Origin of the sequence: Pseudomonas chaetocerotis (assembly GCF_015712105.2) — a bacterium.
Taxonomy (GTDB): Bacteria; Pseudomonadota; Gammaproteobacteria; order Pseudomonadales; family Pseudomonadaceae; genus Aquipseudomonas; species Aquipseudomonas chaetocerotis.
The window spans coordinates 198585-223142 of record NZ_JACFYX020000001.1 but is presented as its reverse complement, the minus strand read 5'-3'; the positions used below and the strand labels follow the sequence as shown (position 1 = coordinate 223142).

General features: G+C 63.2%; 23 protein-coding genes and 1 other RNA gene. 19 read left to right on the top strand and 5 right to left on the bottom strand.

Annotation, left to right across the window (positions count from 1 at the left end; translation table 11 throughout):
- Positions 1–39: 39 nt before the first annotated feature.
- The 4 genes from H3221_RS01090 to H3221_RS01075 are packed head-to-tail and all read right to left on the bottom strand — an operon-like array spanning position 40 to position 3353.
- Positions 40–573, bottom strand: a complete 534-nt coding sequence (locus tag H3221_RS01090; protein WP_196473715.1) for a BON domain-containing protein — start codon at positions 571–573, stop codon at positions 40–42.
- Complete coding sequence (locus H3221_RS01085; protein WP_160019500.1) at positions 570–1163, bottom strand: phosphoheptose isomerase; 594 nt, start codon at positions 1161–1163, stop codon at positions 570–572. Before H3221_RS01085 ends, H3221_RS01090 begins: the two co-directional genes overlap by 4 nt.
- Positions 1164–1188: 25 nt before the next feature.
- Positions 1189–1548 (bottom strand): YraN family protein, encoded by a 360-nt coding sequence (locus H3221_RS01080; RefSeq protein ID WP_196473714.1) that lies wholly within the window; start codon positions 1546–1548, stop codon positions 1189–1191.
- Positions 1545–3353: a penicillin-binding protein activator gene (locus H3221_RS01075; RefSeq protein ID WP_196473713.1), complete on the bottom strand. Its 1809-nt coding sequence runs from the start codon at positions 3351–3353 to the stop codon at positions 1545–1547. Before H3221_RS01075 ends, H3221_RS01080 begins: the two co-directional genes overlap by 4 nt.
- A gap of 89 nt (positions 3354–3442) precedes the next feature.
- On the opposite strand from H3221_RS01075, the gene rsmI reads away from it, so the two are divergent.
- The 18 genes from rsmI (at position 3443) to lpxC (ending at position 22770) form a co-directional block, all read left to right on the top strand.
- Positions 3443–4342, top strand: coding sequence for a 16S rRNA (cytidine(1402)-2'-O)-methyltransferase (gene rsmI, locus H3221_RS01070; RefSeq protein WP_196473712.1), 900 nt, complete (start codon positions 3443–3445; stop codon positions 4340–4342).
- 59 nt (positions 4343–4401) lie between these two features.
- An RNA gene (gene rnpB / locus H3221_RS01065) (RNase P RNA component class A) lies at positions 4402–4749 on the top strand.
- Between the two features lie 308 nt (positions 4750–5057).
- On the top strand, positions 5058–5513 hold the full coding sequence (mraZ, locus tag H3221_RS01060) for a division/cell wall cluster transcriptional repressor MraZ (protein WP_003459315.1): 456 nt from the start codon (positions 5058–5060) through the stop codon (positions 5511–5513).
- 2 nt (positions 5514–5515) lie between these two features.
- Positions 5516–6460 (top strand): 16S rRNA (cytosine(1402)-N(4))-methyltransferase RsmH, encoded by a 945-nt coding sequence (gene rsmH / locus H3221_RS01055; protein ID WP_196473711.1) that lies wholly within the window; start codon positions 5516–5518, stop codon positions 6458–6460.
- A complete protein-coding gene (gene ftsL, locus H3221_RS01050) occupies positions 6457–6750 on the top strand; it encodes a cell division protein FtsL (RefSeq protein WP_160019505.1) in 294 nt (97 codons plus the stop codon). Before rsmH ends, ftsL begins: the two co-directional genes overlap by 4 nt.
- Positions 6747–8474 (top strand): peptidoglycan D,D-transpeptidase FtsI family protein, encoded by a 1728-nt coding sequence (locus H3221_RS01045; RefSeq protein ID WP_196473710.1) that lies wholly within the window; start codon positions 6747–6749, stop codon positions 8472–8474. Before ftsL ends, H3221_RS01045 begins: the two co-directional genes overlap by 4 nt.
- Positions 8474–9937, top strand: a complete 1464-nt coding sequence (locus H3221_RS01040) for a UDP-N-acetylmuramoyl-L-alanyl-D-glutamate--2,6-diaminopimelate ligase (protein ID WP_196473709.1) — start codon at positions 8474–8476, stop codon at positions 9935–9937. Before H3221_RS01045 ends, H3221_RS01040 begins: the two co-directional genes overlap by 1 nt.
- Positions 9930–11300, top strand: coding sequence for a UDP-N-acetylmuramoyl-tripeptide--D-alanyl-D-alanine ligase (locus H3221_RS01035; RefSeq protein WP_196473708.1), 1371 nt, complete (start codon positions 9930–9932; stop codon positions 11298–11300). Before H3221_RS01040 ends, H3221_RS01035 begins: the two co-directional genes overlap by 8 nt.
- On the top strand, positions 11301–12383 hold the full coding sequence (gene mraY, locus H3221_RS01030; protein WP_196473707.1) for a phospho-N-acetylmuramoyl-pentapeptide-transferase: 1083 nt from the start codon (positions 11301–11303) through the stop codon (positions 12381–12383).
- 6 nt (positions 12384–12389) lie between these two features.
- On the top strand, positions 12390–13736 hold the full coding sequence (murD, locus tag H3221_RS01025) for a UDP-N-acetylmuramoyl-L-alanine--D-glutamate ligase (protein ID WP_196473706.1): 1347 nt from the start codon (positions 12390–12392) through the stop codon (positions 13734–13736).
- Positions 13736–14944 carry a putative lipid II flippase FtsW gene (gene ftsW / locus H3221_RS01020; protein WP_196473920.1) on the top strand — a complete coding sequence of 403 codons (1209 nt, stop codon included), beginning with the start codon at positions 13736–13738 and terminating at the stop codon, positions 14942–14944. Before murD ends, ftsW begins: the two co-directional genes overlap by 1 nt.
- The gene (gene murG / locus H3221_RS01015) at positions 14934–16004 is read left to right on the top strand and encodes an undecaprenyldiphospho-muramoylpentapeptide beta-N-acetylglucosaminyltransferase (protein ID WP_196473705.1); all 1071 of its coding nucleotides are present in this window, start codon (positions 14934–14936) and stop codon (positions 16002–16004) included. Before ftsW ends, murG begins: the two co-directional genes overlap by 11 nt.
- Positions 16005–16038: 34 nt before the next feature.
- On the top strand, positions 16039–17439 hold the full coding sequence (gene murC, locus H3221_RS01010) for a UDP-N-acetylmuramate--L-alanine ligase (protein WP_224490475.1): 1401 nt from the start codon (positions 16039–16041) through the stop codon (positions 17437–17439).
- The gene (locus H3221_RS01005) at positions 17436–18377 is read left to right on the top strand and encodes a D-alanine--D-alanine ligase (RefSeq protein WP_196473703.1); all 942 of its coding nucleotides are present in this window, start codon (positions 17436–17438) and stop codon (positions 18375–18377) included. Before murC ends, H3221_RS01005 begins: the two co-directional genes overlap by 4 nt.
- A 3-nt stretch (positions 18378–18380) precedes the next feature.
- Positions 18381–19247: a cell division protein FtsQ/DivIB gene (locus H3221_RS01000; protein ID WP_196473702.1), complete on the top strand. Its 867-nt coding sequence runs from the start codon at positions 18381–18383 to the stop codon at positions 19245–19247.
- A 16-nt stretch (positions 19248–19263) separates the two neighbouring features.
- Complete coding sequence (ftsA, locus tag H3221_RS00995) at positions 19264–20511, top strand: cell division protein FtsA (protein ID WP_160019515.1); 1248 nt, start codon at positions 19264–19266, stop codon at positions 20509–20511.
- 42 nt (positions 20512–20553) lie between these two features.
- A complete protein-coding gene (gene ftsZ / locus H3221_RS00990; RefSeq protein ID WP_196473701.1) occupies positions 20554–21747 on the top strand; it encodes a cell division protein FtsZ in 1194 nt (397 codons plus the stop codon).
- Positions 21748–21858: 111 nt separating this feature from the next.
- Positions 21859–22770 carry a UDP-3-O-acyl-N-acetylglucosamine deacetylase gene (gene lpxC / locus H3221_RS00985; RefSeq protein ID WP_013714156.1) on the top strand — a complete coding sequence of 304 codons (912 nt, stop codon included), beginning with the start codon at positions 21859–21861 and terminating at the stop codon, positions 22768–22770.
- A gap of 155 nt (positions 22771–22925) precedes the next feature.
- On the opposite strand, the gene H3221_RS00980 is transcribed toward lpxC, so the two are convergent.
- Entirely contained in the window at positions 22926–23381 is a 456-nt protein-coding gene (locus H3221_RS00980; RefSeq protein ID WP_196473700.1) for a DUF721 domain-containing protein, read from the bottom strand.
- A gap of 78 nt (positions 23382–23459) precedes the next feature.
- Here H3221_RS00980 and H3221_RS00975 point away from each other — a divergent pair, with 78 nt between their 5' ends.
- Positions 23460–24380: a M23 family metallopeptidase gene (locus tag H3221_RS00975; protein ID WP_196473699.1), complete on the top strand. Its 921-nt coding sequence runs from the start codon at positions 23460–23462 to the stop codon at positions 24378–24380.
- Positions 24381–24558 lie beyond the last annotated feature (178 nt).

The following is a 24558-nucleotide window of genomic DNA, read 5'->3' as shown; positions in this document are numbered from 1 at the left end:
AGGGCGCCCGTGGGCGCCCTTGTCGTTTCTGCGTTCGAATCAGTTGGTGTATTCGAACAGGCGCACGACCCGTTGCACCCCCGATACACTCTGCACCACGCGAGTGGCGGCGTTGGCTTCCTCGCGCGTGACCAGGCCGAGCAAATAGACGATGCCGTTCTCGGTCACGACCTTGATGCGCGCGCTCGGTACGCTGCTGTCGGTCAGCATCTGCGCCTTGATCTTGGTGGTCAGCAGCGAGTCGTTGCTACGTGCCAGCAGGGATGCTGGTTGCTGTACCTGCAGCTCGTTATAGATCTTCTTCACGCCCTGTACGCTGCGGGCGGTCTGAGCGGCGCGATCCTTGAGCTCGCTGCGTGGGGTTTGCCCTGCAAGCAGAATTACGCCGTTATAGCTGGTAACCACGATACGCGAGGTCGGGCTGGCCAGGTCGGCATGGGCATTGCTGATGCGTGACGCGACTTCCGGGCCGAGGAACTGGTCATCGATCTTGTTGCCGATGCTGCGGCTGCCACAGCCTGCCAGGCTCAGGGTAACGGCCAGGGCGGCCAGAATCAGGGCGGAACGCTTCATTCTTCACTCCCAAACAATTGACTGTCGATCAGGTCGCAGAGGCAGTGGATAGTCAGCAGGTGGACTTCCTGGATGCGTGCGGTGACTTTGGCTGGAACGCGGATTTCGACGTCTTCCGGCAGCAGCAGCGAGGCCATGCCGCCGCCGTCGCGGCCGGTGAGGGCGACAACGGTCATCTCACGATCATGTGCAGCTTGAATGGCCTGGATGACATTCGCAGAGTTGCCGCTGGTGGAAATCGCCAACAGTACATCGCCCGGTTGGCCGAGTGCGCGGATCTGCTTGGAGAAGATCTCGTTGTAGCTGTAGTCGTTGGCGATGGAGGTGATGGTCGAGCTGTCGGTGGTCAGGGCGATGGCCGGCAGGCTCGGGCGCTCGCGCTCGAAACGGTTGAGCAGCTCGGAGGAGAAATGCTGGGCATCGCCGGCGGAGCCGCCATTGCCGCAAGAAAGAATCTTGCCCTCGTTGAGCAGGGCCTGAACCATGACCAGGCTGGCGTGCTCGATGTATGGAGTCAGAACGTCCATGGCCTGTTGCTTGGTATCGATGCTGGCTTGGAAGAGCTGGCGGATTCGGGATTGCATGTCCATCGGTTAAACCTTGAATTTACGGCCGTCAGGCATCGAAGGCGTTTTTGATCCAGTCGAGGCGAGTGGCACCGTCGGTACTGATGGCGACCACATCGAAGCGGCAGGGGTAGCGGGCCCAGCGTGAGTGTTGCTGAAGGAAGAGCTCCGCGGCGATGACCAACTTGCCACGCTTGCGCGCATCGATGCTCTCCAGGGCGCCGCCCCAGGCACTGTGGCGGCGGGCGCGGACCTCGACGAATACTACTGTATCGCCGTCGAGCATGACCAGATCGAGCTCGCCACGGCGACAGCTCCAGTTCTGTTCGATCAGTTTCAGGCCGCTGCGTTCCAGATGCTGGCGAGCCGCCTGTTCGGCGGCTCGCCCCAGATCGTTGTGTGCGCTCAATTGATGCTGTCGGGAAGGCGCTGGATCTGGCCGCCACGGAACTCGGCCCAGGGCAGCTGGCGCTCGATGCGCTGCGTGGCGTTGAGGCTGAGGCTGCCTGACAGGCCGTCGATGCGCGAGTCCGGCAGGGCCTGGAGCTGGCCCAGGCGCGGCGCCAGGCGGTAGGCGTCGACACCCATGGCATACAGGCGGCCGAGGCTGCCACCGGCTTGCGGCCACTGATTGCTGACTTCCTGACGCAGCGGTGCGTGAGTATCGAGCAGCCAGGGTGTTTCGCAGAAGCGAATGCCTTCCAGGTCCTGGTACTGGGCCTGGCTATGGGCGCCGGTGAACAGGTGCGAGGTGGCGTAGACCGGCACGTCGCCGGCGTACTGGAAGGCCAGGGTCGGCTTGATCTGCTGCGCCTGTTGTGGCGTGGCGGCGAGGAAGATGAAGTCGATGTCCTGGCGGCGCGCCGGTTGTGCATCCAGGCTGGTGCCCAGGGTGTTCTGCAGGCGGCGTGCGCGGGCTTCGCTTTCGCGCAATTGGAACAGGTCGGCGATCTGACGAGCCAGCTCCACGGGCTGGTCGACGTGCTCGGCGGCGATCAGGGTGCCGCCCTGGGCTTGCCAGCTCTGGCGGAAGGCGTCCAGTACGCGGTCGCCCCAGTCGCCACGCGGCACCAGTGCTACGGCGCGGCGCATGCCATCATTCCAGGCGCGGCGCGCTACTTCGCGTGCTTCGTCCTCGGCGGCCAGGCCGAACTGGAATAGTTGCGCCGGGCCTTCCTGGCCTGCGTCGCTGTAGTTCAGGGCGAGGGTGGTGATGGGCAGTTGTTCGCGATCGCTGAGCTGCTTGACCAGCGGTTTTTCCAGTGGACCGACCACCAGTTGCACGCCATCGGCTTGCGCCTGTTGGTAGAAAGCGTCCAGCGAGCCAATGCGGGAGCTGTCGTAGAGCTTGATTTGCGGTGGGTTCTGTCCGGCTTGCTGGGCTTCGTAATGCGCGGCGAGGAAGCCGTCACGCAGGGCGCGGGCAACATTGGCCAGTTGGCCTTCCTGTGGCAGCAGCAGCGCGATGCGGGTCAGGGGCTGGCTGGCCAGTTCGCGCAGTTTGCTCAATGCCTCGGGCAGTTGTTCGGCCGCCGGGTGCTGCGGGTTCTGTGCGACCCACTGGTCGATGGCTGCTTGCTGCTGTTCGAGCGTGGCGCCGCTTTTGGTCGCGCGAACCAATTCCAGCCAACCTGCCAGGTCGCTATCTGCGCCGGCAGAGGTTTGTGGTGGCAGGCTCGATACCAGCTCCCAGATGTTTTCGTGGTTGTCGTTGGCGGCCTGGCCACTCAGTAGCGGCGCGATGAACACCCGCTCGCGGGCGGCGGCCAGGGTCTGGCCGTCGGCTTCCAGAGCGCGCGCGCGGACCAGTTGGGTGCGAATCTGTTGCTCGACCGGCAGCTCACCCAAGCGCTCGAAGCTGGGGTGCTGCAAGGCTGCAAGGGCGCTCTTGGGTTGCTTGCGGGCCATTGCCAGCTCGGCCTTCAGGGTGCTGGCGAAGATCTGCTGGGCAGGCTGCAGGCTGGCTATGTTGATCTGCTCGAGAATGCGGGTGGCGCGGGCCACGTCGTTTTGCTGGTAGCTCTGGTCGGCAGCGGACAGGCGCAGCAGGGCGGCCTGCTCGGGTTTGCTCTCGGCAGCTTGCTGAAGCATCTGCTCGATGCTGGCTTGTGGCGTGCGAGGCAACTGGCCCAGGTTATTGGAGGGCGAGCTGGCGCAGGCGGCGAGCAGGCCGGCCAGGAAAAGAGCAGAAAGAGGGCGCAGGCTAGCGATCATCGGGTCATCCTGATACTTGAGCAAAACGAGCGGCGATTGTACCCAAGGGGCGACATCCGTGCGATGCCGCTGGGGCGGAACCGGCTAGAATGAGCGCTCTTTCAATTAACGAGGTGTTTCCAGTGAGTCAGCCCGCAGTCTCAAGCGTCCAGCCAGGCAGCCTGTATGTGGTCGCCACGCCCATTGGCAACCTGGATGACATCAGCGCGCGGGCGTTGCGGATCTTGCGCGAAGTGACGCTGATCGCCGCTGAAGACACGCGGCATTCGGTGCGCCTGCTGCAGCATTTTGGTATCGAGACGCCATTGGCTGCCTGTCACGAACACAACGAGCGCGATCAGGGTGGGCGTTTTCTGGCGCGCCTTCAGGCTGGCGAGGATGTCGCGTTGATTTCCGATGCGGGGACGCCGCTGATTTCCGATCCGGGGTACCACCTGGTGCGCCAGGCGCGCGCTGCTGGGGTCGCGGTGGTGCCGGTGCCCGGCGCCTGCGCCTTGATCGCCGCGCTGTCGGCGGCCGGGCTGCCCTCGGATCGTTTCATCTTCGAAGGTTTTCTGCCGGCCAAGGCGGTGGGGCGCCGTGCGCGCCTGGAGCAGGTGCGGGAGGAGCCGCGCACGCTGATCTTCTATGAGGCGCCGCACCGTATCCTCGAGTGCCTGGAGGACATGCGCGAAGTCTTTGGTGGTGATCGCCCGGCAGTACTGGCGCGTGAGCTGACCAAGACCTTCGAGACTCTCAAGGGCTTGCCGCTGGATGACTTGTGCGCATGGGTGGCCGCAGACAGCAATCAACAGCGCGGCGAGTGCGTGGTGCTGGTGGCGGGTTGGCAGGCACCAGATGGCGAGGAGGCAGTCAGCGCCGAAGCCCTGCGCGTACTTGATCTGCTGATGGCGGAAATGCCGCTCAAGCGCGCGGCAGCGCTGGCGGCGGAGATCACCGGGGTGCGCAAGAATCTGCTTTATCAGGTTGCTTTGGAGCGCAAGAACTAGGTCTCGCGCTGTCCGTCCAGCTTGCAGCTTGCCATCACGCCCGGTACCCTTGCCGGCGGAGAGTCGATCGGGCAGTCGCTGCCTTCGCAAGAAGGGGGAGGAAAGTCCGGGCTCCATAGGGCGGAGTGCCAGGTAACGCCTGGGAGGCGTGAGCCTACGGAAAGTGCCACAGAAAATAACCGCCTAAGCGTTTCGGCGCCGGTAAGGGTGAAAAGGTGCGGTAAGAGCGCACCGCGCGGCTGGCAACAGTCCGTGGCTAGGTAAACCCCACTCGGAGCAAGACCAAATAGGGTTCCATTGGCGTGGCCCGCGCTGGAACCGGGTAGGTTGCTAAAGGCGTGCAGTGATGTACGTCGTAGAGGAATGGCTGTCCTCGACAGAACCCGGCTTACAGATCGACTCTCCTCCTTTCTCTCTCGTTTCACGCTTCTATTCCCCGCTCGTCTGATACCAAAAAAATCTTACTCTTAACAAATTACTTTAAGTTCGAATTTCAGCTGGCTGGAATGGTTGAGTTTTATCTGTCAAAAGCCGGTTCCGGCATCCCTTTTCCCCTCGCTTTTGTTCGCTAAATCTCCGTCCTGTAAGGATTTTTCCCTTCTGGCGCGCCTTGACGGTGGGGCGTGCGCGTTCCTATAGTGTGCGCAAGTGGTAAGAAGTGGCATGAAGTGGGTTTTTTTGGGCATGGAAAGCTAATTACAGGGGAAGCGCAGCCGTGTTTCGCGGAGCTAACGCCATCAGTCTCGACGCCAAAGGGCGCCTCGCGATGCCGAGTCGGTATCGTGACGAGCTCGTTGCGCGTTGCAGTGGCCAGCTCATCGTGACCATCGACGCCGTCGATCCCTGTCTTTGCGTTTATCCACTGGCCGAGTGGGAGCTGATCGAGAACAAGCTGCGTGAGCTGGCCTCCTTTCGTGAAGAGAACCGTCGCCTGCAGCGTCTGTTGATCGGTAATGCCGTCGACCTCGAGCTGGACGCCAGTGGCCGTTTCCTGGTCCCTCCGCGCTTGCGCGAATACGCCAAGCTGGACAAGCGAGCGATGCTCGTCGGTCAGCTGAACAAGTTTCAACTCTGGGATGAAGATTCCTGGAATGCCGTAGCCGAAGCCGACCTCGCTGCCATCAAGCAGCCGGGCGCCCTTTCCGATGACCTGCGTGACCTGATCCTGTGACCATGACCGATAGCAATTTCCGCCATATCACCGTGCTACTCGACGAGGCCGTCGAGGGGCTGGCTGTGCGCGGTGATGGTCGTTATATGGACGGCACCTTCGGGCGTGGCGGGCACAGCCGGCTGATTCTGCAGAAGCTCGGGCCAGATGGGCGGCTCTTGGGGTTCGACAAGGATCCCCTGGCGATAGCCACCGGGGAAGCATTGGCGGCCGAAGACGGCCGCTTTGTCGTTGTGCAGCGCAGTTTTGCGGAACTTGGCGATGAAGCTGTTGTCCGCGGCATTTGCGGTCAGGTCTCCGGCATCCTGCTCGATCTCGGCGTGTCTTCGCCGCAGCTGGACGATCCCGAGCGTGGCTTCAGCTTTCTCAACGACGGCCCGCTGGACATGCGCATGAACCCGGACATCGGCGTCAGCGCGGCAGACTGGATCGCCACGGCGGCCGAAGACGAAATCGCCCGTGTGCTCAAGGATTATGGCGAAGAGCGTTTCGCCAAGCGTATGGCGCGCGCCGTGGTGCAGCGCCGCGCCGAGCAGCCGTTCACCCGTACTGCCGATCTGGCGCAGGTGCTGACCGTGGCCAATCCGGCCTGGGAAAAGGGCAAGAATCCGGCGACTCGTGCCTTCCAGGGCATTCGCATTCACGTCAACAATGAGCTCGGTGATCTCGAACGTGGCCTCGAAGCGGCGCTGGAAACGCTCGAGGTGGGTGGCCGTCTGGTGGTGATCAGCTTCCACTCGCTGGAAGACCGCATCGTCAAACAGTTCATGAAGCGTCAGGCCAAGGGCGAAGCGGACAAGCTGCCGCGTGACCTGCCGATCATTCCCAAGGCCTTCGAGCCGCGTCTGAAGCTGATCGGCAAGCCGGTATACGCCGCTGAGGCCGAACTCAAAGCCAATCCGCGCTCGCGCAGCGCGGTGATGCGCATCGCGGAGAAGTTGCGGTGAGCCGCCGGCTGATCAAGTCCATGCCCAGCGGCAGCTTCCTGATGCTGCTGCTGTTCATCGCCGTCCTGGTTTCCGCTGTGGCGGTGTCTTACAGCGCGCACTGGAATCGTCTGCTGCTCAATGAGCTGTATGGCGAGCTGAGCGTGCGCGACAAGTCGCAGGCCGAGTGGGGACGGCTGATTCTCGAGCAAAGTACCTGGACCGCGCACAATCGCATCGAGGCGCTGGCCAGCGAACAGCTGAACATGCACATTCCTGACCCTGCCGCCGTGCGCATGGTGCGTCCATGATCGGGCTTGAAGGCGCACTCTATCCCTGGCGCTTCCGCCTGGTGCTGGTGCTGCTGGCGCTGATGGTCTGCGCCATCGCGTGGCGCATGCTCGACCTGCAGGTGCTCGACCATGACTTCCTCAAGGCGCATGGTGATGCCCGCAGCGTGCGACACATCCCGATTCCTGCGCACCGTGGTTTGATCACCGACCGTAATGGCGAGCCACTGGCCGTCAGTACCCCTGTCACCACGCTGTGGGCCAATGGCAAGGAATTGCAGGCCGGTCGTGAACAGTGGCCGGCGCTGGCTGCCGCACTCGGGCAGGATGCTGTCAGCTTCGCCGCGCGTCTTGAGCAGAACAAGGAACGCGAGTTCATGTATCTGGTGCGTGGCCTGACCCCGGAGAACGGTCAGCGTGTGCTGGATTTGAAAGTGCCGGGCGTTTATGCCATCGAAGAGTTCCGCCGTTTCTACCCCGCGGGTGAGGTGGCTGCCCATGTCGTCGGCTTCACCGACATCGACGACCGTGGGCGTGAAGGCATGGAGCTGGCTTACGAAGACTGGCTGGCTGGTGTGCCGGGCAAGCGTCAGGTGCTCAAGGATCGGCGTGGCAAGTTGATCAAGGATGTGCAGGTCGCGCAGAACGCCAAGGCTGGCAAGGCCTTGGCGTTGTCCATTGACCTGCGCCTGCAGTACCTGGCTCATCGCGAGCTGCGCAATGCGCTGCTGGAAAACGATGCCAAGGCCGGCAGTCTGGTGATGGTCGACGTGAAGACCGGTGAAGTGCTGGCGATGGTCAACCATCCCACCTACAACCCGAACAATCGCCGCAACCTGACCCCGGCCGCCATGCGCAACCGTGCCATGATCGACGTATTCGAGCCCGGCTCGACCATCAAGCCGCTGTCGATGGCTGCCGCGCTGGAAACGGGGCGCTGGAAGCCCAGTGACATCGTTCAGGTCGGTAACGGCACGCTGCAGATCGGTCGTTACACCATTCGTGACGTGTCCCGCACTCAGGGGCCGGCGCTGGACCTGACCGGCATTCTGATCAACTCCAGCAACGTCGGCATGAGCAAGATTGCCTTCGATGTTGGCGGTGAACAGTTGCATCAGGTGTTCAGCAACCTGGGTTTCGGTCGTGATACCGGACTGGGTTTCCCCGGCGAGCGGGTGGGTAACCTGCCCAATCATCGCAAGTGGCGCGAGGCCGAAACGGCCACGTTGTCCTACGGCTATGGTCTGTCAGTCACGGCTGTGCAACTGGCCCATGCGTATGCAGCGCTGGCCAATGGCGGTGGGATGACGCCGCTGTCGATGATCCGCGTGGATGAGAAACCCAGTGCGATGCAGGTGGTTCCGACTGACGTGGCCAAGACCGTGCAAGGCATGCTGCAGCAGGTCATCGAAGCACCGCGTGGCGTGTTCCGCGCCCAGGTGCCGGGTTACCACGTCGCGGGCAAGAGTGGCACCGCGCGCAAGACCAACTCTGGCGCCAAGGGCTACCAGACCAATTCCTACCGTTCCCTGTTCGCTGGCTTCGCCCCGGCACAGGACCCGCGTATCGCGCTGGTCGTGGTGATCGACGAACCTGGCAAGGGCGCTTATTACGGCGGCCTGATCTCTGCACCGGTGTTCAGTCGGGTGATGGCAGGTTCGCTGCGTTTGATGAACATCGCGCCAGACAATCTGCCTCCGCCCGAGCAGAAAATGGCCGCCGTTGGCCAGGGAGGGCGCAACTGATGCCCATGTCGCTCAATCAATTGTTGCCAGCTGCCGGGAGCAATGTGCTGATTCGTGAACTGACCCTGGACAGTCGCAAGGTGCGTCCGGGGGATCTGTTCCTGGCGGTGCCGGGTACCCAGCAGGATGGCCGCGTACATATCGCCGATGCCATCGCGCGCGGCGCTGCAGCAGTGGCCTTCGAGGCCGAAGGTGCTGCACCCATGCATGCCGATAGTGCTGTGCTGGTGCCGGTCAAGGGGCTGGCTGGCCAGCTTTCGGCCATTGCCGGGCGCTTCTACGGTGAGCCGAGCCGCGCGTTGCACCTGATCGGTGTTACGGGTACCAACGGCAAGACCAGCGTCAGCCAGTTGCTGGCCCAGGCACTGGATCTGCTTGGTCAGCGCTGTGGCATCGTCGGTACCCTGGGTACCGGCTTCCATGGCGCGCTGGAGCAGGGCAAGCACACCACGCCCGATCCGGTCGGCGTGCAGGCCACCCTGGCTTCGCTCAAGCAGGCCGGTGCTCGTGCTGTGGCCATGGAGGTATCTTCCCATGGTCTGGACCAGGGGCGTGTTTCCGCGCTGGAGTTCGACGTGGCGGTGTTCACCAACCTGTCGCGTGATCACCTCGATTACCACGGCAGCATGCAAGCCTATGGTGCTGCCAAGGCCAAGCTGTTCTCCTGGCCGAATCTGCGTTGCCGGGTGATCAACCTGGATGACGCCTTTGGTCGTGAACTGGCTGTGCAGGCGCACGAGTCGCGTCTGATCGGTTACAGCCTGAACGATGCCAGCGCCTTCCTTTATTGCAGCGAAGCGCACTTCGATGATCACGGTGTGCGTGCTCGTCTGGTGACTCCGCGTGGCGAAGGTGTGCTGCGCAGCAATCTGCTCGGCCGCTTCAATCTCAGTAACCTGCTGGCGGTGGTCGGTGCGCTGTTGGGCCTGGACTACGCCCTCGACGAGATTCTCAAGGTCCTGCCGCAACTGCAGGGGCCTGCAGGTCGCATGCAACGCCTCGGTGGCGGCGACAAGCCGCTGGTGGTGGTCGACTACGCGCACACCCCCGATGCACTGGAGAAGGTTCTCGAAGCCATGCGTCCGCATGTCGAAGGGCGTCTGGTGTGCCTGTTCGGTTGCGGCGGCGATCGTGACCGTGGCAAGCGTCCGCTGATGGCAGCAGTTGCCGAGCGCCTGGCCGATACGGTGTGGGTGACCGATGACAACCCGCGTACGGAAGCGCCGGCGCAGATCGTTGCCGATATCCGCGCAGGTTTTGCGGTGCCGGAGCAGGTGCAGTTCATTCACGGTCGTGGCGATGCCATCGCCCGACTGATCGCCCAGGCCGAAGCCGCCGATGTAGTGGTGCTGGCGGGCAAGGGTCACGAGGATTACCAGGAAATCATGGGCGTGCGTCAGCCGTTCTCCGACCTTATCGAAGCGAACAAGGCCCTGGCGGCCTGGGAGGCCGCGCATGCTTAAGCCCTGGCTGCTCAGCGAAGTCGCCGCTGACTTGAACGCGCGCGTGATTGGCGCCGATGTCGCTTTCTCGGCCGTGGGCACTGATAGCCGCACCATCGCTGCGGGCCAACTGTTCGTAGCGCTGAGCGGGCCGCGCTTCGACGGCCATGACTATCTGGCCGAGGTTGCCGCCAAGGGCGCGGTCGCCGCGCTGGTCGAGCGTGAGGTGGCGAATGCACCGTTGCCACAATTGCTGGTGGCCGATACTCGCATGGCGCTCGGTCAGCTGGGCGCGCTGAATCGCCAGGCCTTCACTGGCCCGCTGGCTGCGGTGACCGGTTCCAGCGGCAAGACCAGCGTCAAGGAAATGCTCGCGTCCATTCTGCGTGCCGGCCTCGGCGGCGCGGTACTGGCCACGCGTGGCAATCTCAATAACGACCTCGGTGCGCCACTGACCCTGCTGGAGCTGGCCCCGGAGCATCGCGCCGGGATGATCGAGCTGGGCGCCAACCATGTTGGTGAGATCGCCTATACCGTCAGCCTGACCCGACCGCAGGTAGCGATCATCACCAATGCCGGCAATGCCCATGTGGGCGAGTTCGGCGGTCCGGAAAAGATCGTCGAGGCCAAGGGCGAGATCCTCGAAGGCCTGCCGAACGATGGCGTGGCCGTGCTCAACCTGGATGACAAGGCTTTCATCACCTGGCAGCGCCGCGCTGCCGGGCGCAAGGTGCTGAGCTTTGCCTTGCGCGACACCCGCGCTGACTTCCACGGCAGCGATCTGGCCCGCGACGAGCGTGGCTGTCAGGGTTTCACCCTGCGTAGCCCGGTCGGCAGCGCGCGCATTCAGCTCAACCTGCTGGGCGAGCACAACGTGGCCAATGCGCTGGCGGCCTGTGCTGCCGCTCATGCCCTGGGCATGCCGTTGGTCGCCATGGTCGAAGGACTGGAAAGCCTGCAACCGGTCAAGGGCCGCGCCGTAGCGCAGCTGGCGCCGAACGGCGTGCGAGTCATCGATGACAGTTACAACGCCAACCCGGTGTCCATGTGTGCGGCGGTGGATATACTCGCCGGCTTCTCCGGTCGCACCGTTCTGGTGCTGGGAGACATGGGCGAGCTGGGCGAATGGGCCGAACAGGGCCATCGCGATGTCGGCCGCCATGCGTCCGGCAAGGTCGATGCACTGTATGCCGTTGGCCCGCTGATGCGGCATGCGGTCGAGGAGTTCGGCTCAAAAGGCCGTCACTTCGTCGATCAGGCTGAGCTTATCGAAGCACTGCGTGCCGAACAGGCCGGCAGCACACTACTAATCAAGGGTTCACGCAGCGCTGCCATGGACAAGGTCGTGGCGGCGCTGTGTGGCGTATCTGGGGAGATTCACTAAATGCTGCTGCTGCTGGCGGAGTACCTGCAACAGTTCCACAAGGGCTTCGCGGTCTTTCAGTACCTGACCCTGCGCGGCATCCTCGGCGTGCTCACCGCCCTGGCGCTGTCGCTGTGGCTCGGCCCGTGGATGATCCGTACCCTGCAGATACGTCAGATCGGTCAGGCGGTGCGCCACGATGGCCCGCAGTCGCATCTGTCGAAGAAAGGCACGCCGACCATGGGCGGTGCGCTGATCCTCAGTGCCATCACCGTGAGCACGTTGCTCTGGGCCGACCTGTCCAATCGTTACGTCTGGGTGGTGCTGGCCGTGACCTTGGCGTTCGGCGCCATCGGTTGGGTCGATGACTACCGCAAGGTGATCGAGAAGAACTCGCGTGGCTTGCCGAGCCGCTGGAAGTATTTCTGGCAGTCGGTGTTTGGCCTCGCCGCCGCCGTCTTCCTTTATATGACTGCGCAGAGCCCGGTGGAGACCACCCTGATCCTTCCGCTGCTCAAGGATGTCGCCATTCCCCTGGGCGCAGGCTTCGTGGTGCTGACCTACTTCGTCATCGTCGGTACCAGTAATGCGGTGAACCTCACCGACGGCCTCGACGGCCTGGCCATCCTGCCCACCGTGATGGTGGCCGGTGCGCTGGCGATCTTCTGCTACCTGTCGGGCAACGTGAACTTCGCCGAGTACCTGCTGATTCCTTATGTGCCGGGCGCCGGTGAGCTGATCGTGTTCTGCGCCGCGCTGGTTGGTGCCGGCCTGGGCTTTCTGTGGTTCAACACCTACCCGGCTCAGGTGTTCATGGGTGACGTCGGCGCGCTGGCGCTCGGCGCCGCGTTGGGCACCATCGCCGTGATCGTTCGCCAGGAAGTCGTGCTGTTCATCATGGGCGGGGTGTTCGTCATGGAAACCCTGTCGGTGATCATCCAGGTCGCCAGCTTCAAGCTGACCGGCAAGCGCGTATTCCGCATGGCACCGATTCACCACCATTTCGAACTCAAGGGCTGGCCTGAGCCACGCGTGATCGTCCGTTTCTGGATCATCACCGTGATTCTCGTGCTGATCGGCCTGGCCACCCTGAAACTGAGGTAATAGAGCGTGTCATTGATCGCTTCCGACCAGTTCCGCATCGTTGTCGGCCTCGGCAAGAGCGGCATGTCCCTGGTGCGCTTCCTGGCGCAGCAGGGCGTGCGCTTTGCCGTGGCCGATACGCGCGCGAACCCGCCGGAGCTGGAGACGCTCAAGCGTGACTACCCGCAGGTGGAAGTGCGTTGCGGCGAGTTGGACGTGGATTTCCTCTGCCGCGCCTCGGAACTGTACGTAAGCCCCGGCCTGGCCGTGGCGACTCCAGCGCTGGCCGAAGCCGCTGCGCGTGGGGTCAAGCTGTCCGGCGATATCGACCTGTTCGCCCGCCACGCCAAGGCACCGATCGTCGCCATCACCGGCTCCAACGCCAAGAGCACCGTCACCACCCTGGTCGGCGAGATGGCGGCCGCTGCCGGTAAGCGTGTCGCCGTGGGTGGCAACCTGGGTACGCCGGCATTGGATCTGCTGGCCGACGATATCGAGCTGTACGTGCTGGAGTTGTCCAGCTTCCAACTGGAAACCACCGATCAGCTCAACGCCGAAGTGGCCACCTGCCTGAACATCAGCGAAGACCACATGGACCGCTATAGCGGCCTGCCGGCCTATCACCTGGCCAAGCACCGGATCTTTCGTGGCGCCCGTCAGGTGGTGATCAACCGCGACGACGCGCTGTCACGCCCGCTGATCGCCGACCAAGTCACCTGCTGGGAATTCGGCCTGGGCAAACCGGACTTCAAGCGCTTCGGTTTGCTTGAGGACAACGGCGAGAAGTGCCTGGCGTTTCGTTTCGACGCGCTGCTGCCGGTGAGCGAACTGAAGATCCGTGGTGCGCACAACCAGTCCAACGCCCTGGCGGCGCTGGCGCTCGGTCATGCCGTTGGCCTGCCGATGGAGGCCATGCTCGCCACCCTGCGTCAGTTCACCGGTTTGCCGCATCGCTGCCAGTGGGTCGGTGAGCGCGCCGGGGTGAATTATTACGATGACTCCAAGGCCACCAACGTCGGAGCGGCATTGGCAGCCATCGAAGGCTTGGGCGCGGATATCGCCGGCAAGCTGGTGTTGATCGCTGGTGGCGATGGCAAGGGCGCAGATTTCACCGCGCTGAAGAATCCGGTCGCACGTTTCTGCCGTGCGGTGGTGCTCCTGGGGCGTGATGCTCAGCGCCTGGCCGACACCCTGGGCGACGCCATACCGCAGGTGCGGGTAGCGAGTCTGGAGGAAGCGGTGCAGCGGTGCAGCGAGCTGGCCGAGGCCGGCGACGCCGTGCTGCTGTCGCCGGCCTGCGCCAGCCTGGACATGTTCAAGAACTTCGAAGAGCGCGGGCGGCTGTTCGCCCTGGCTGTGGAGGGGCTCGAATGATGTTGTCCTTCCTGCAGATTCGTCCCTCGCCGCTGCTGGGCCGCGGCCTCGATCTGGACTTCCCGCTGCTGGCCGGTTGCCTGGGCCTGCTCGGCCTCGGCCTGGTGATGATCGCTTCGGCGTCTTCGGAAGTGGCTGCAGCCCAGACCGGTAGCCCGCTCTATCACATGATTCGCCATCTGATTTACCTGGTGATCGGCCTCGGCGCCGCTGGCGTGGTGCTGATGGTACCGATGAGCATCTGGCAGCGTTACGGCTGGATCATGCTGCTGGCGGCATTCGCCCTGCTGGTGCTGGTGCTGGTGCCGGGAATCGGCCGTGAGGTCAACGGCGCGCGGCGCTGGATCGGCTTCGGTGCATTCAACGTGCAGCCGTCGGAAATCGCCAAGGTGTTCGTGGTGGTCTACCTGGCCGGCTACCTGGTGCGCCGCCAGGAAGAGGTGCGCGAGAGCTGGGCCGGTTTCTTCAAACCTTTCGTCGTGCTGCTGCCAATGGCCGGCCTGTTGCTGCTGGAGCCTGACTTCGGTGCCACCGTGGTGATGATGGGCTCGGCCATGGCCATGCTGTTCCTCGGTGGCGTCGGCCTGCTGCGCTTCGGCCTGATGGTGGCCCTGGCGGTCGGCGCGGTGTTCGTCCTGGTGCAGACCCAGGAATACCGTCTGCAGCGCCTGATCACCTTCACCGATCCCTGGGCCGACCAGTACGGCGCAGGCTACCAGCTGACCCAGGCACTGATCGCCTTCGGCCGCGGCGAGTGGTTCGGTGTTGGTCTGGGCAACAGTATTCAGAAGCAGTTCTACCTGCCGGAAGCCCACACCGACTTCGTCTTCTCGGTGCTGGCCGAGGAGCTCGGCCTGGTTGGCGCGCTGGCCACCCTGGGGCTGTTCGTCTTCGTCAGCGTGCGTGCGCTCTACGTCGGTCTGTGGGCCGAGAAGGCCAAGCAATTCTTCTCCGCCTATGTCGCCTACGGTCTGGCGTTTCTGTGGATCGGTCAGTTCCTGATCAATATCGGCGTGAACACCGGTCTGTTGCCGACCAAGGGCCTGACCCTGCCGTTCCTCAGCTACGGCGGCTCGTCGCTGGTGATCTGCTGCGTGAGTCTGGCGCTGCTGCTGCGTATCGAGTGGGAGCGGCGCAACATTCTGGGTAACGAGGACGTGGACTTCACCGAAGCGGATTTTGCCGAGGAGCTCAGCCATGCGCGGTAATGTGCTGATCATGGCCGGCGGCACCGGTGGTCACGTATTCCCGGCGCTGGCCTGCGCGCGCGAGTTCCAGGCGCGCGGTTACGCCGTGCATTGGCTTGGCACGCCGCGTGGCATCGAGAACGAACTGGTCCCGCAGGCAGACCTGCCGCTGCACCTGATCAACGTCAGCGGCCTGCGTGGCAAGGGCAAGCTGTCCTTGCTCAAGGCGCCGTTCCAGCTGCTGCGTTCGTTGCTTCAGGCACGTCGCATCGTGCGTGAACTGCAGCCAGTGTGCGTGCTCGGTATGGGCGGTTATGTCACCGGTCCCGGCGGTCTGGCCGCGCGCATGGCCGGTGTGCCGCTGGTGATTCATGAACAGAACGCCGTGGCCGGTACTGCCAATCGTCTGCTGTCGCGCATCGCCACGCGCATCTGCGAGGCGTTCCCGAACACCTTCGCGGTTTCCGACAAGCGCCGCACCACTGGCAACCCGGTGCGTGAGGAGCTGTTCCTGGAAACGCCGCGCGAGCCGCTGGCCGGTCGCAAGCCGAAACTGCTGGTGCTGGGCGGCAGCCTGGGTGCCGAGCCGCTGAACAAGTTACTGCCTGCCGCGCTGGGGAAAATCTCTGCCGACGTACGTCCGCAGGTGTTCCACCAGGCCGGTAAGCAACATGCCGAAATCACTGCGGAGCGTTATCGCGATGCCGCGGTCGAAGCCGAGGTCGCGCCTTTCATCAAGGACATGGCGCGTGCTTATGGCTGGGCCGATCTGGTGGTTTGCCGCGCCGGTGCGCTGACCGTCAGCGAACTGGCCGCAGCTGGTCTGCCGTCGTTTCTCGTGCCCCTGCCGCATGCCATCGACGACCACCAGAGCCGCAATGCCGAATATCTGGCGAAGGAGGGCGCCGCTGTCCTTCTTGCGCAACATGCCACTGACGCGGACACGCTTGCCGCGCAGCTCACCGAGGTTCTGATGCACCTGGAAAAACTCAATGTCATGGGCGCCACCGCGCGTCGCCTGGCCAAGCCCAATGCCACCCGCACGGTGGTCGACATCTGCCAGGAGGTGATGCGTGGCTAAGTCTCCCGCTGCGGTCAAGGCCGAAGTTCGGCGCATGCGCCGTATCCGCCGCATCCATTTCGTCGGTATCGGCGGTGTGGGCATGTGCGGTATCGCCGAGGTGCTGCTGAACCTGGGTTACGAAGTGTCCGGCTCCGACCTCAAGGCCTCGGCCGTCACTGAGCGCCTGAAGAGTTTCGGCGCACAGATCTTCATCGGTCATGCTGCCGAGAACGCCGAGCAAGCCGACGTGCTGGTGGTATCCAGCGCCGTCAACACCAGCAACCCGGAAGTCGCCACCGCGCTGGAACGGCGTATTCCGGTGGTGCCGCGTGCCGAGATGCTCGCCGAGCTGATGCGCTACCGTCATGGCATCGCCGTGGCCGGCACCCATGGCAAGACCACCACCACCAGTCTGCTGGCGTCGGTGTTCGCCGCCGGTGGTCTTGACCCGACCTTCGTCATCGGTGGGCGGCTGAATGCGGCCGGCACCAATGCCCAGCTTGGCTCCAGCCGCTTCCTGATCGCCGAAGCCGATGAGAGCGATGCCAGCTTCCTGCATCTGCAGCCCATGGTCTCGGTGGTCACCAATATCGACGCCGATCACATGAGCACCTACGGCGGCGACTTCAACAGGCTGAAGAAGACCTTCATCGAGTTCCTGCACAACCTGCCGTTCTATGGCCTGGCCGTGCTCTGCGTGGATGACCCGGTGGTGCGCGAGCTGCTGCCGCAGGTTGGTCGTCCGACCGTGACCTACGGCTTTGCCGAAGATGCCGACGTGCGCGCGATCAACGTGCGCCAGGAAGGCATGCGCACCTACTTCACCGTACTGCGCCCGGACTGCGAGCCGCTCGACGTGTCGGTGAACATGCCGGGCAACCACAACGTCCTCAATGCCCTGGCGACCATCGCCATCGCTTCCGACGAAGGCATCGACGATGCCGCCATCGTCGCCGGGCTGTCGGGCTTCCAGGGTGTCGGCCGGCGCTTCCAGGTCTACGGCGAACTGCCGGTGGACGGTGGCGGCGTGATGCTGGTCGACGACTACGGCCATCACCCGCGTGAAGTGGCCGCCGTGATCAAGGCCGTGCGTGGCGGCTGGCCGGAGCGTCGCCTGGTGATGGTCTATCAGCCGCACCGTTACAGCCGCACCCGTGATCTGTACGACGACTTCGTGCAGGTGCTCGGTGAGGCCAATGTGCTGCTGCTGGTGGAAGTCTATCCGGCTGGCGAAGAGCCGATCCCGGGCGCTGACAGCCGCCAGCTGTGCCACAGCATCCGTCAGCGTGGCCAACTCGATCCGATCTATGTCGAACGCGGTGCCGACCTGGCTCCGCTGCTCAAACCGCTGCTGCGTGCCGGCGACATCCTGCTGTGCCAGGGCGCGGGCGATATCGGCGCAGTGGCACCGCAACTGATCAAACACCCGCTGTTCGTAGGGGAGTCGAAATGAGTTTGCACAGTACCCTCGATCCCAAGGCCTTCGGTCGCGTCGCCGTGTTGTTTGGCGGCAAGAGCGCCGAGCGCGAGGTGTCGCTGAAATCCGGCAACGCCGTGCTCAGCGCCCTGCAGGCCGGTGGTGTGGACGCCTTCGGCATCGACGTGGGTGATGATTTTCTGCAGCGCCTGAACAGCGAGAAGATCGACCGCGCCTTTATCGTGCTGCACGGCCGTGGTGGCGAAGATGGCTCCATGCAGGGCCTGCTCGAGTGCGCCGGCATTCCCTACACCGGCAGCGGCATCCTGGCCTCTGCGCTGGCAATGGACAAGCTGCGCACCAAACAGGTTTGGCACAGCCTCGGCCTGCCGACGCCGCGCCATGCCGTGCTGACCTCGCGTGCTGACTGCGAGGCTGCTGCCACTGAGCTGGGCTTCCCGCTGATCGTCAAACCGGCGCATGAAGGTTCCAGCATCGGCATGGCCAAGGTCGAAAGCGTCGAGGCGCTGATTGCTGCCTGGCAGGACGCCGCGCGCTACGACAGCCAGGTGCTGGTCGAGCAGTGGATCGCCGGCCCCGAATACACCATCGCCGTGCTGCGTGGCGAGGTGCTGCCGCCCATCGGGCTCGGCACGCCGCACACCTTCTACGACTACGACGCCAAGTACCTGGCCGATGACACCCAGTATCGCATTCCCTGCGGCCTGTCCGCCGAGAAGGAAGTCGAGCTCAAGGAGCTGACTGCGCGTGCCTGCGAGGCCGTGGGTACTCAGGGTTGGGCGCGTGCCGACGTGATGCAGGATGCCAGTGGCCAGTTCTGGCTGTTGGAAGTGAACACCGTACCGGGCATGACCGATCACAGCCTGGTACCGATGGCCGCGCGTGCTGCCGGTCTGGATTTCCAGCAACTGGTGCTGGCGATCCTGGCTGACAGCGTCGAGGCGAGGGGTTAAGCGATGAGCATCGCCCTGCGCCATCAGGACTCGCTGAGGGCTCCGCCACGCGGCAAGCCCGCGCCGCGTGGCGCCAGCCGTCTGGTGGCCAAGGAGCCGATGCGTCTGCGCATGCCCAAGGCGGATTTCTCCTGGGTGGGACGGCTGCTCTGGCCGCTGGTGCTGGTCGGTCTGGGTTTTGGCGCATACGAGGGGGCGCTGCGCCTGCTGCCTTACGCAGACCGCCCGATCGCGCGCATCAGCGTGCAGGGTGATCTGGCTTATGTCAGTCAGCAGGCGGTGCAGCGGCGGATCGCGCCGTACATCGAGGCGAGCTTCTTCAGCGCTGACCTGCGCGGTATGCGCGAGGAGCTCGAGCGCATGCCCTGGATCGCCCACGCCGAAGTGCGTCGCGTCTGGCCGGATCAGATCGACGTGCGCCTGGAAGAACAGCTGCCCATCGCCCGTTGGGGTGACGAGGCGCTGCTCAACAACCAGGGGCAGGCGTTCGCGCCACAGGAACTGGACAACTATCAGCATCTGCCGCAGCTGTCCGGCCCGAAGCGGGCGCAGCCAAAGGTGATGCAGCAGTATCAGATGCTCAGTCAGCTGCTGCGGCCGATGGGCTTCACCGTGGTCGGGCTGCAGTTGCGCGAGCGCGGCAGCTGGTTCCTCTCGGCCACCGAGAATGCCAGCGGTCAGCGCATCGACATCCTGCTGGGACGTGATCATGTGGTGGAAAAAATGCGTCGTTTCGCCGCCATCTATGAGCGGGAGTTGAAAGAACAAAGCGCGAACATCGCGCGCATCGACCTGCGTTATGCCAACGGCCTGGCCGTGGCCTGGCGTGAGCCGGTGGAGCCGGCTACGGCCGAGCAGAAAGTGAATTGAGGAGAGGCAGGACTAAATGAATAGCGCGCAGAGCGGCAAGATGATCGTTGGCCTGGACATCGGCACCTCCAAGGTGGTGGCGCTGGTGGGCGAGGTGACGGCCGACGGCCAGCTGGAAATCGTCGGTATCGGCACTCATCCGTCGCGCGGGCTGAAGAAGGGCGTGGTGGTCAATATCGAATCCACCGTGGCCTCGATTCAGCGTGCTGTGGAAGAAGCGCAACTGATGGCTGGCTGCCGCATTCACTCGGCGTTCGTCGGTGTGGCCGGCAATCACATCCGCAGCCTGAACAGCCACGGTATCGTTGCCATTCGTGATCGCGAAGTGAGCCCGGCCGACATCGAGCGTGTGCTCGATGCCGCGCAGGCTGTCGCTATCCCGGCTGACCAGCGCGTGCTGCACACCCTGGCGCAGGACTACGTGATCGACAACCAGGAGGGCGTGCGCGAGCCGCTGGGCATGTCCGGCGTGCGTCTGGAGGCCAAGGTGCACGTGGTGACCTGCGCCGTGAACGCGGCGCAGAACATCGAGAAGTGCGTGCGCCGCTGCGGTCTGGAAGTCGACGACATCATCCTCGAGCAACTGGCTTCGGCTTACTCGGTGCTGACCGAGGACGAGAAGGAACTGGGCGTTTGCCTGGTGGACATCGGCGGCGGCACCACTGATATCGCGATCTTCACCGAAGGCGCCATTCGCCACACCGCGGTGATCCCGATTGCGGGTGACCAGGTCACCAACGACATCGCCATGGCCCTGCGTACGCCGACCCAGTACGCCGAGGAAATCAAGATTCGCTACGCCTGCGCCCTGGCCAAACTGGCCGGTGCTGGCGAAACCATCAAGGTGCCTAGCGTTGGTGACCGTCCGCCGCGCGACCTGTCGCGCCAATCCCTGGCCGAAGTGGTCGAGCCGCGTTACGACGAGCTGTTCACCCTGGTTCAGGCCGAGCTGCGTCGCAGCGGCTACGAGGACCTGATCCCGGCCGGCATCGTCATGACCGGCGGCACGGCGAAGATGGAAGGCGCGGTCGAGCTGGCCGAGGAAATTTTCCACATGCCGGTTCGACTGGGCGTACCGCACAGCGTCAAGGGCATGGGCGACGTAGTGCGCAACCCGATTTATTCCACCGGTGTGGGCTTGCTGTTGTACGGGCTGCAGAAGCAGAACGACGGCATTTCCATGTCGGTGGGCAGTCCTTACCAGGACGAAAGCAAAACCCCGGTACTCGAACGTATCAAGCGTTGGGTGCAAGGCAATTTCTAAATTTGCAGTAGGCGTTACAACTAGAAAGGAAGGAGAGGGATCATGTTCGAACTAGTAGATAACATTCCGCAAAGCGCGGTTATCAAAGTAATCGGTGTCGGTGGTGGCGGCGGCAACGCAGTCAATCACATGGCGGTCAGCAACATTGAGGGCGTCGAGTTCATCTGCGCCAACACCGACGCGCAAGCGCTGAAGAACATCGGCGCGCGCACCGTGCTGCAGCTCGGCCCGGGCGTGACCAAGGGCCTGGGTGCTGGCGCCAATCCGGAGGTCGGTCGTCAGGCCGCGCTGGAAGATCGCGAGCGCATCGCCGAAGTGCTTGCTGGCACAGACATGGTGTTCATCACTACCGGCATGGGTGGTGGTACTGGTACCGGCGCTGCGCCGGTGATCGCCGAGGTGGCCAAGGAACTGGGCATTCTCACCGTGGCCGTGGTGACCCGTCCGTTCCCGTTCGAGGGCAAGAAGCGCATGGTCATCGCCGATGAAGGCATCCGCGCGCTGTCCGAGAGCGTCGACTCGCTGATCACCATCCCCAACGAAAAACTGCTGACCATCCTCGGTAAGGACGCCAGCCTGCTGTCCGCCTTCGCCAAGGCTGACGACGTGCTGGCAGGTGCGGTGCGCGGTATCTCCGACATCATCAAGCGTCCGGGCATGATCAACGTCGACTTCGCCGACGTGAAGACCGTGATGAGCGAAATGGGCATGGCCATGATGGGCACCGGCTGCGCCAGCGGTCCGAACCGTGCGCGTGAAGCGACCGAGGCGGCGATCCGCAACCCGCTGCTGGAAGACGTCAACCTGCAGGGCGCGCGCGGCATCCTGGTGAACATCACTGCCGGTCCTGACCTGTCGCTGGGTGAGTACTCCGACGTCGGCAACATCATCGAACAGTTCGCTTCCGAGCACGCCACCGTCAAGGTCGGCACCGTGATCGATGCCGACATGCGCGACGAACTGCACGTCACCGTGGTCGCTACCGGCCTTGGCGCGCGCATGGAGAAGCCGGTGAAGGTGGTCGACAACACCGTTCAGGTCGCCGTCAGCCAGCCGGTTGCCCAGCAGCCTGCCGCGCAGCCGCGCAGCGAGCAGTCGGTCAACTACAAGGACTACGAGCGTCCGACCGTACAGCGCCAGAGCCATGGCGGTGCGGCCACTGCAGCCAAGCTCAATACCCAGGATGACCTCGATTACCTGGATATTCCGGCTTTCCTGCGTCGCCAGGCTGATTGATGGAGTTTATCAGGAGTATATGGGTGATTGGTGTTCAGCAAAGGTCGGTTCTGCTATCATTCCCGACCATTGTTGAAAACAGTTCGCAACTAGCGATATAGCGGCCAAGCCATGATCAGACAACGCACCCTGAAGAACATCATCCGTGCCACCGGCGTTGGCCTGCATTCGGGGGAGAAGGTTTACCTGACCCTGAAGCCGGCTCCGGTGGACACCGGTATCGTGTTTCGTCGTACCGACCTCGACCCCGTCGTGGAAATCCGCGCGCTGGCCGGGAATGTCGGTGAAACCACCATGTCGACTACGTTGATCAATGGTGATGTCAAGGTGGATACGGTAGAGCACTTGCTTTCGGCCATGGCAGGCCTGGGCATCGATAACGCCTACGTCGAGCTCTCCGCGTCCGAAGTGCCGATCATGGATGGCAGTGCGGGTCCCTTTGTATTCCTGATTCAATCCGCTGGCCTGCAGGAGCAGGAAGCGCCGAAGAAGTTCATCCGCATCCTGCGTGAGGTGACGGTGGAGGAGGGCGACAAGCGCGCCACCTTCGTGCCTTTCGATGGTTTCAAGGTAAGCTTCGAAATCGACTTCGATCACCCCGTGTTCCGCAATCGCACGCAGAGCGCCAGTGTGGATTTCTCCAGCACGTCTTTCGTCAAGGAAGTCAGCCGGGCCCGCACCTTCGGCTTCATGCGTGACATCGAGTTCCTGCGTTCGCAGAACCTGGCACTCGGTGGCAGTGTGGAAAACGCCATCGTGGTCGACGAATATCGTGTGCTCAACGAAGACGGCCTGCGCTACGAGGACGAGTTCGTCAAACACAAGATTCTCGATGCCATCGGCGACCTGTACCTGCTGGGTAACAGCCTGATCGGCGAGTTCAAGGGCTTCAAGTCTGGTCACGCACTGAACAATCGTTTGCTGCGTACGTTGATCGAGCAGACCGATGCCTGGGAAATGGTGACCTTCGAGGACGCCAAGCTCGCACCGATCTCTTACATGCGCCCGGTTGCGGCTGTGTAAACGCACTCTCTTTCCCGCTTCAATTAAGGCCACCTTCGGGTGGCCTTTTTTATGGTTGGTCGCTCAGTGGAGTGGCTTTTGCTGTAAGAAAATATGGCGCCATTTGTCTGGCGAGTGCGGCGAAGAGAAGCACGGCGACGAACGGAGCGAGGGTGTTATTCGCCTTTCTGCGTATGACTGGCCAGACGCTCAAGTGCCGCGCGCAGCCTGGGATCGCTGATGCCTTCGGCTGTCGCCTGGATGCTTTGCGCGGCGCTATCTGACAAGTGCAAGGTGCGACCGGTTCCACGATTCTGACCGCCTTGAGGTTGCACCTTGAACATGATTTTCGTTAAGGTCGCGAATTCTTCGAGTGCCTGTAGTTGTCGTTGCAGTCTTCTTTGCTGATAACGCAGGCGTGTTGCCCAGTGGCCATCGGTCACTATCAATAGCAAACAGCCCTCGCGCCAGGACGCTACGTGACAGTGTTCCCGGGCAGCGGGCTGTAGCTGGCTATCGACAAGACGCTGCAGGTGAGTCAGGCGCTGCGCCTGACCGAACAGCGCTTTCAGGGGCTTGGCTTCGCGTAACAGCTTAGCGGGTGCCTGGGCCGGCAAGGGACGAAACGTCATGGCAGGAAGCCTTAAGTTGCAGAGTCGTCATGGTAGCAGAGCGTGCTGTCGGCCTGTGTTCTGCGAAAAGGGGAAGCCATGCATATCATCTTGTTAAATAGCCGTCACGGTTCGGCGCGAACGATCCATCTGGACCTGCGCTGGTTGCTGTTGTCGGTTGTCCTGCTGCTGGTCCTGAGCCTTGCCGCCGGTGCTGCAATGGGCGCCAAGTGGTTGACCGCCGAACCAGTGGTCGACACCTCGCTGGTCGAAGCGCTCGACCAGCAGCGTGAGCAGGTCGGCGCCGTGCGCCAGGACGCGCAACGTCAGCTCGACGCATTCGCCGTACACGTTGCGGATTTGCAGGCGCGCCTCACCCGTCTCGATGCGCTCGGTGAGCGTCTCACCGAACTGGCTGAGCTTGACGCTGGAGAGTTCGACTTCTCCCTCAGTGTCGGTCAGGGCGGTGCCGAAGATGCGCTAGGTGCTTCGGCTTATGCACCGCCACCTTTCATGAACGCCCTGGATGAGCTGGCGCTGCGTGTCGAAAGCCGTGAACAGCAGCTGGAAGTGCTGGAGCAACTGCTTGGCGAGCGCCGCCTGAGCGAGGCCGAAACCCTGTCCGGTCGCCCGGTTTTGCACGGTTATGTGTCGTCACCTTTCGGCCGTCGCGTGCATCCGCTGACCGGCCGCGCCAGCGTCCACAAGGGCATCGATTTCGCAGCCAAGCCCGGCAGTGACGTGGTTTCGGTTGCTGCTGGCGTAGTGACCTTTTCCGGCAGGAAGAATGGTTACGGCAATACCGTGGAAATCAGCCACGCCGATGGCTACGTCACGCTCTACGCTCACAATCAGAGCAACACTGTGCAGATCGGTGATCTGGTGCAGCGCGGCCAGGTCATCGCCAAGGTCGGTCGCAGTGGTCGCTCCACCGGTTATCACGTGCATTTCGAAGTCAGCAAGGATGGCCGGCAGGTCAATCCGGCTCTTTACATCGCGCGCGCCAACGGCGTCGAGTAACTCTGGGTCGCTGACTGGCCTTGAATTGCCAGCATTCATCCCCATATAACGTTTCACGCCGCGCCCCTGGTCGACCGGGAATGCGTGGCCTGCGCCATCACACGGCAGCAACGGGCTGACAACGTCACTTTCCTCCCTGAGTTTTCCGGGTAGAATGCCCCCTTCGCCTGCAGCCATG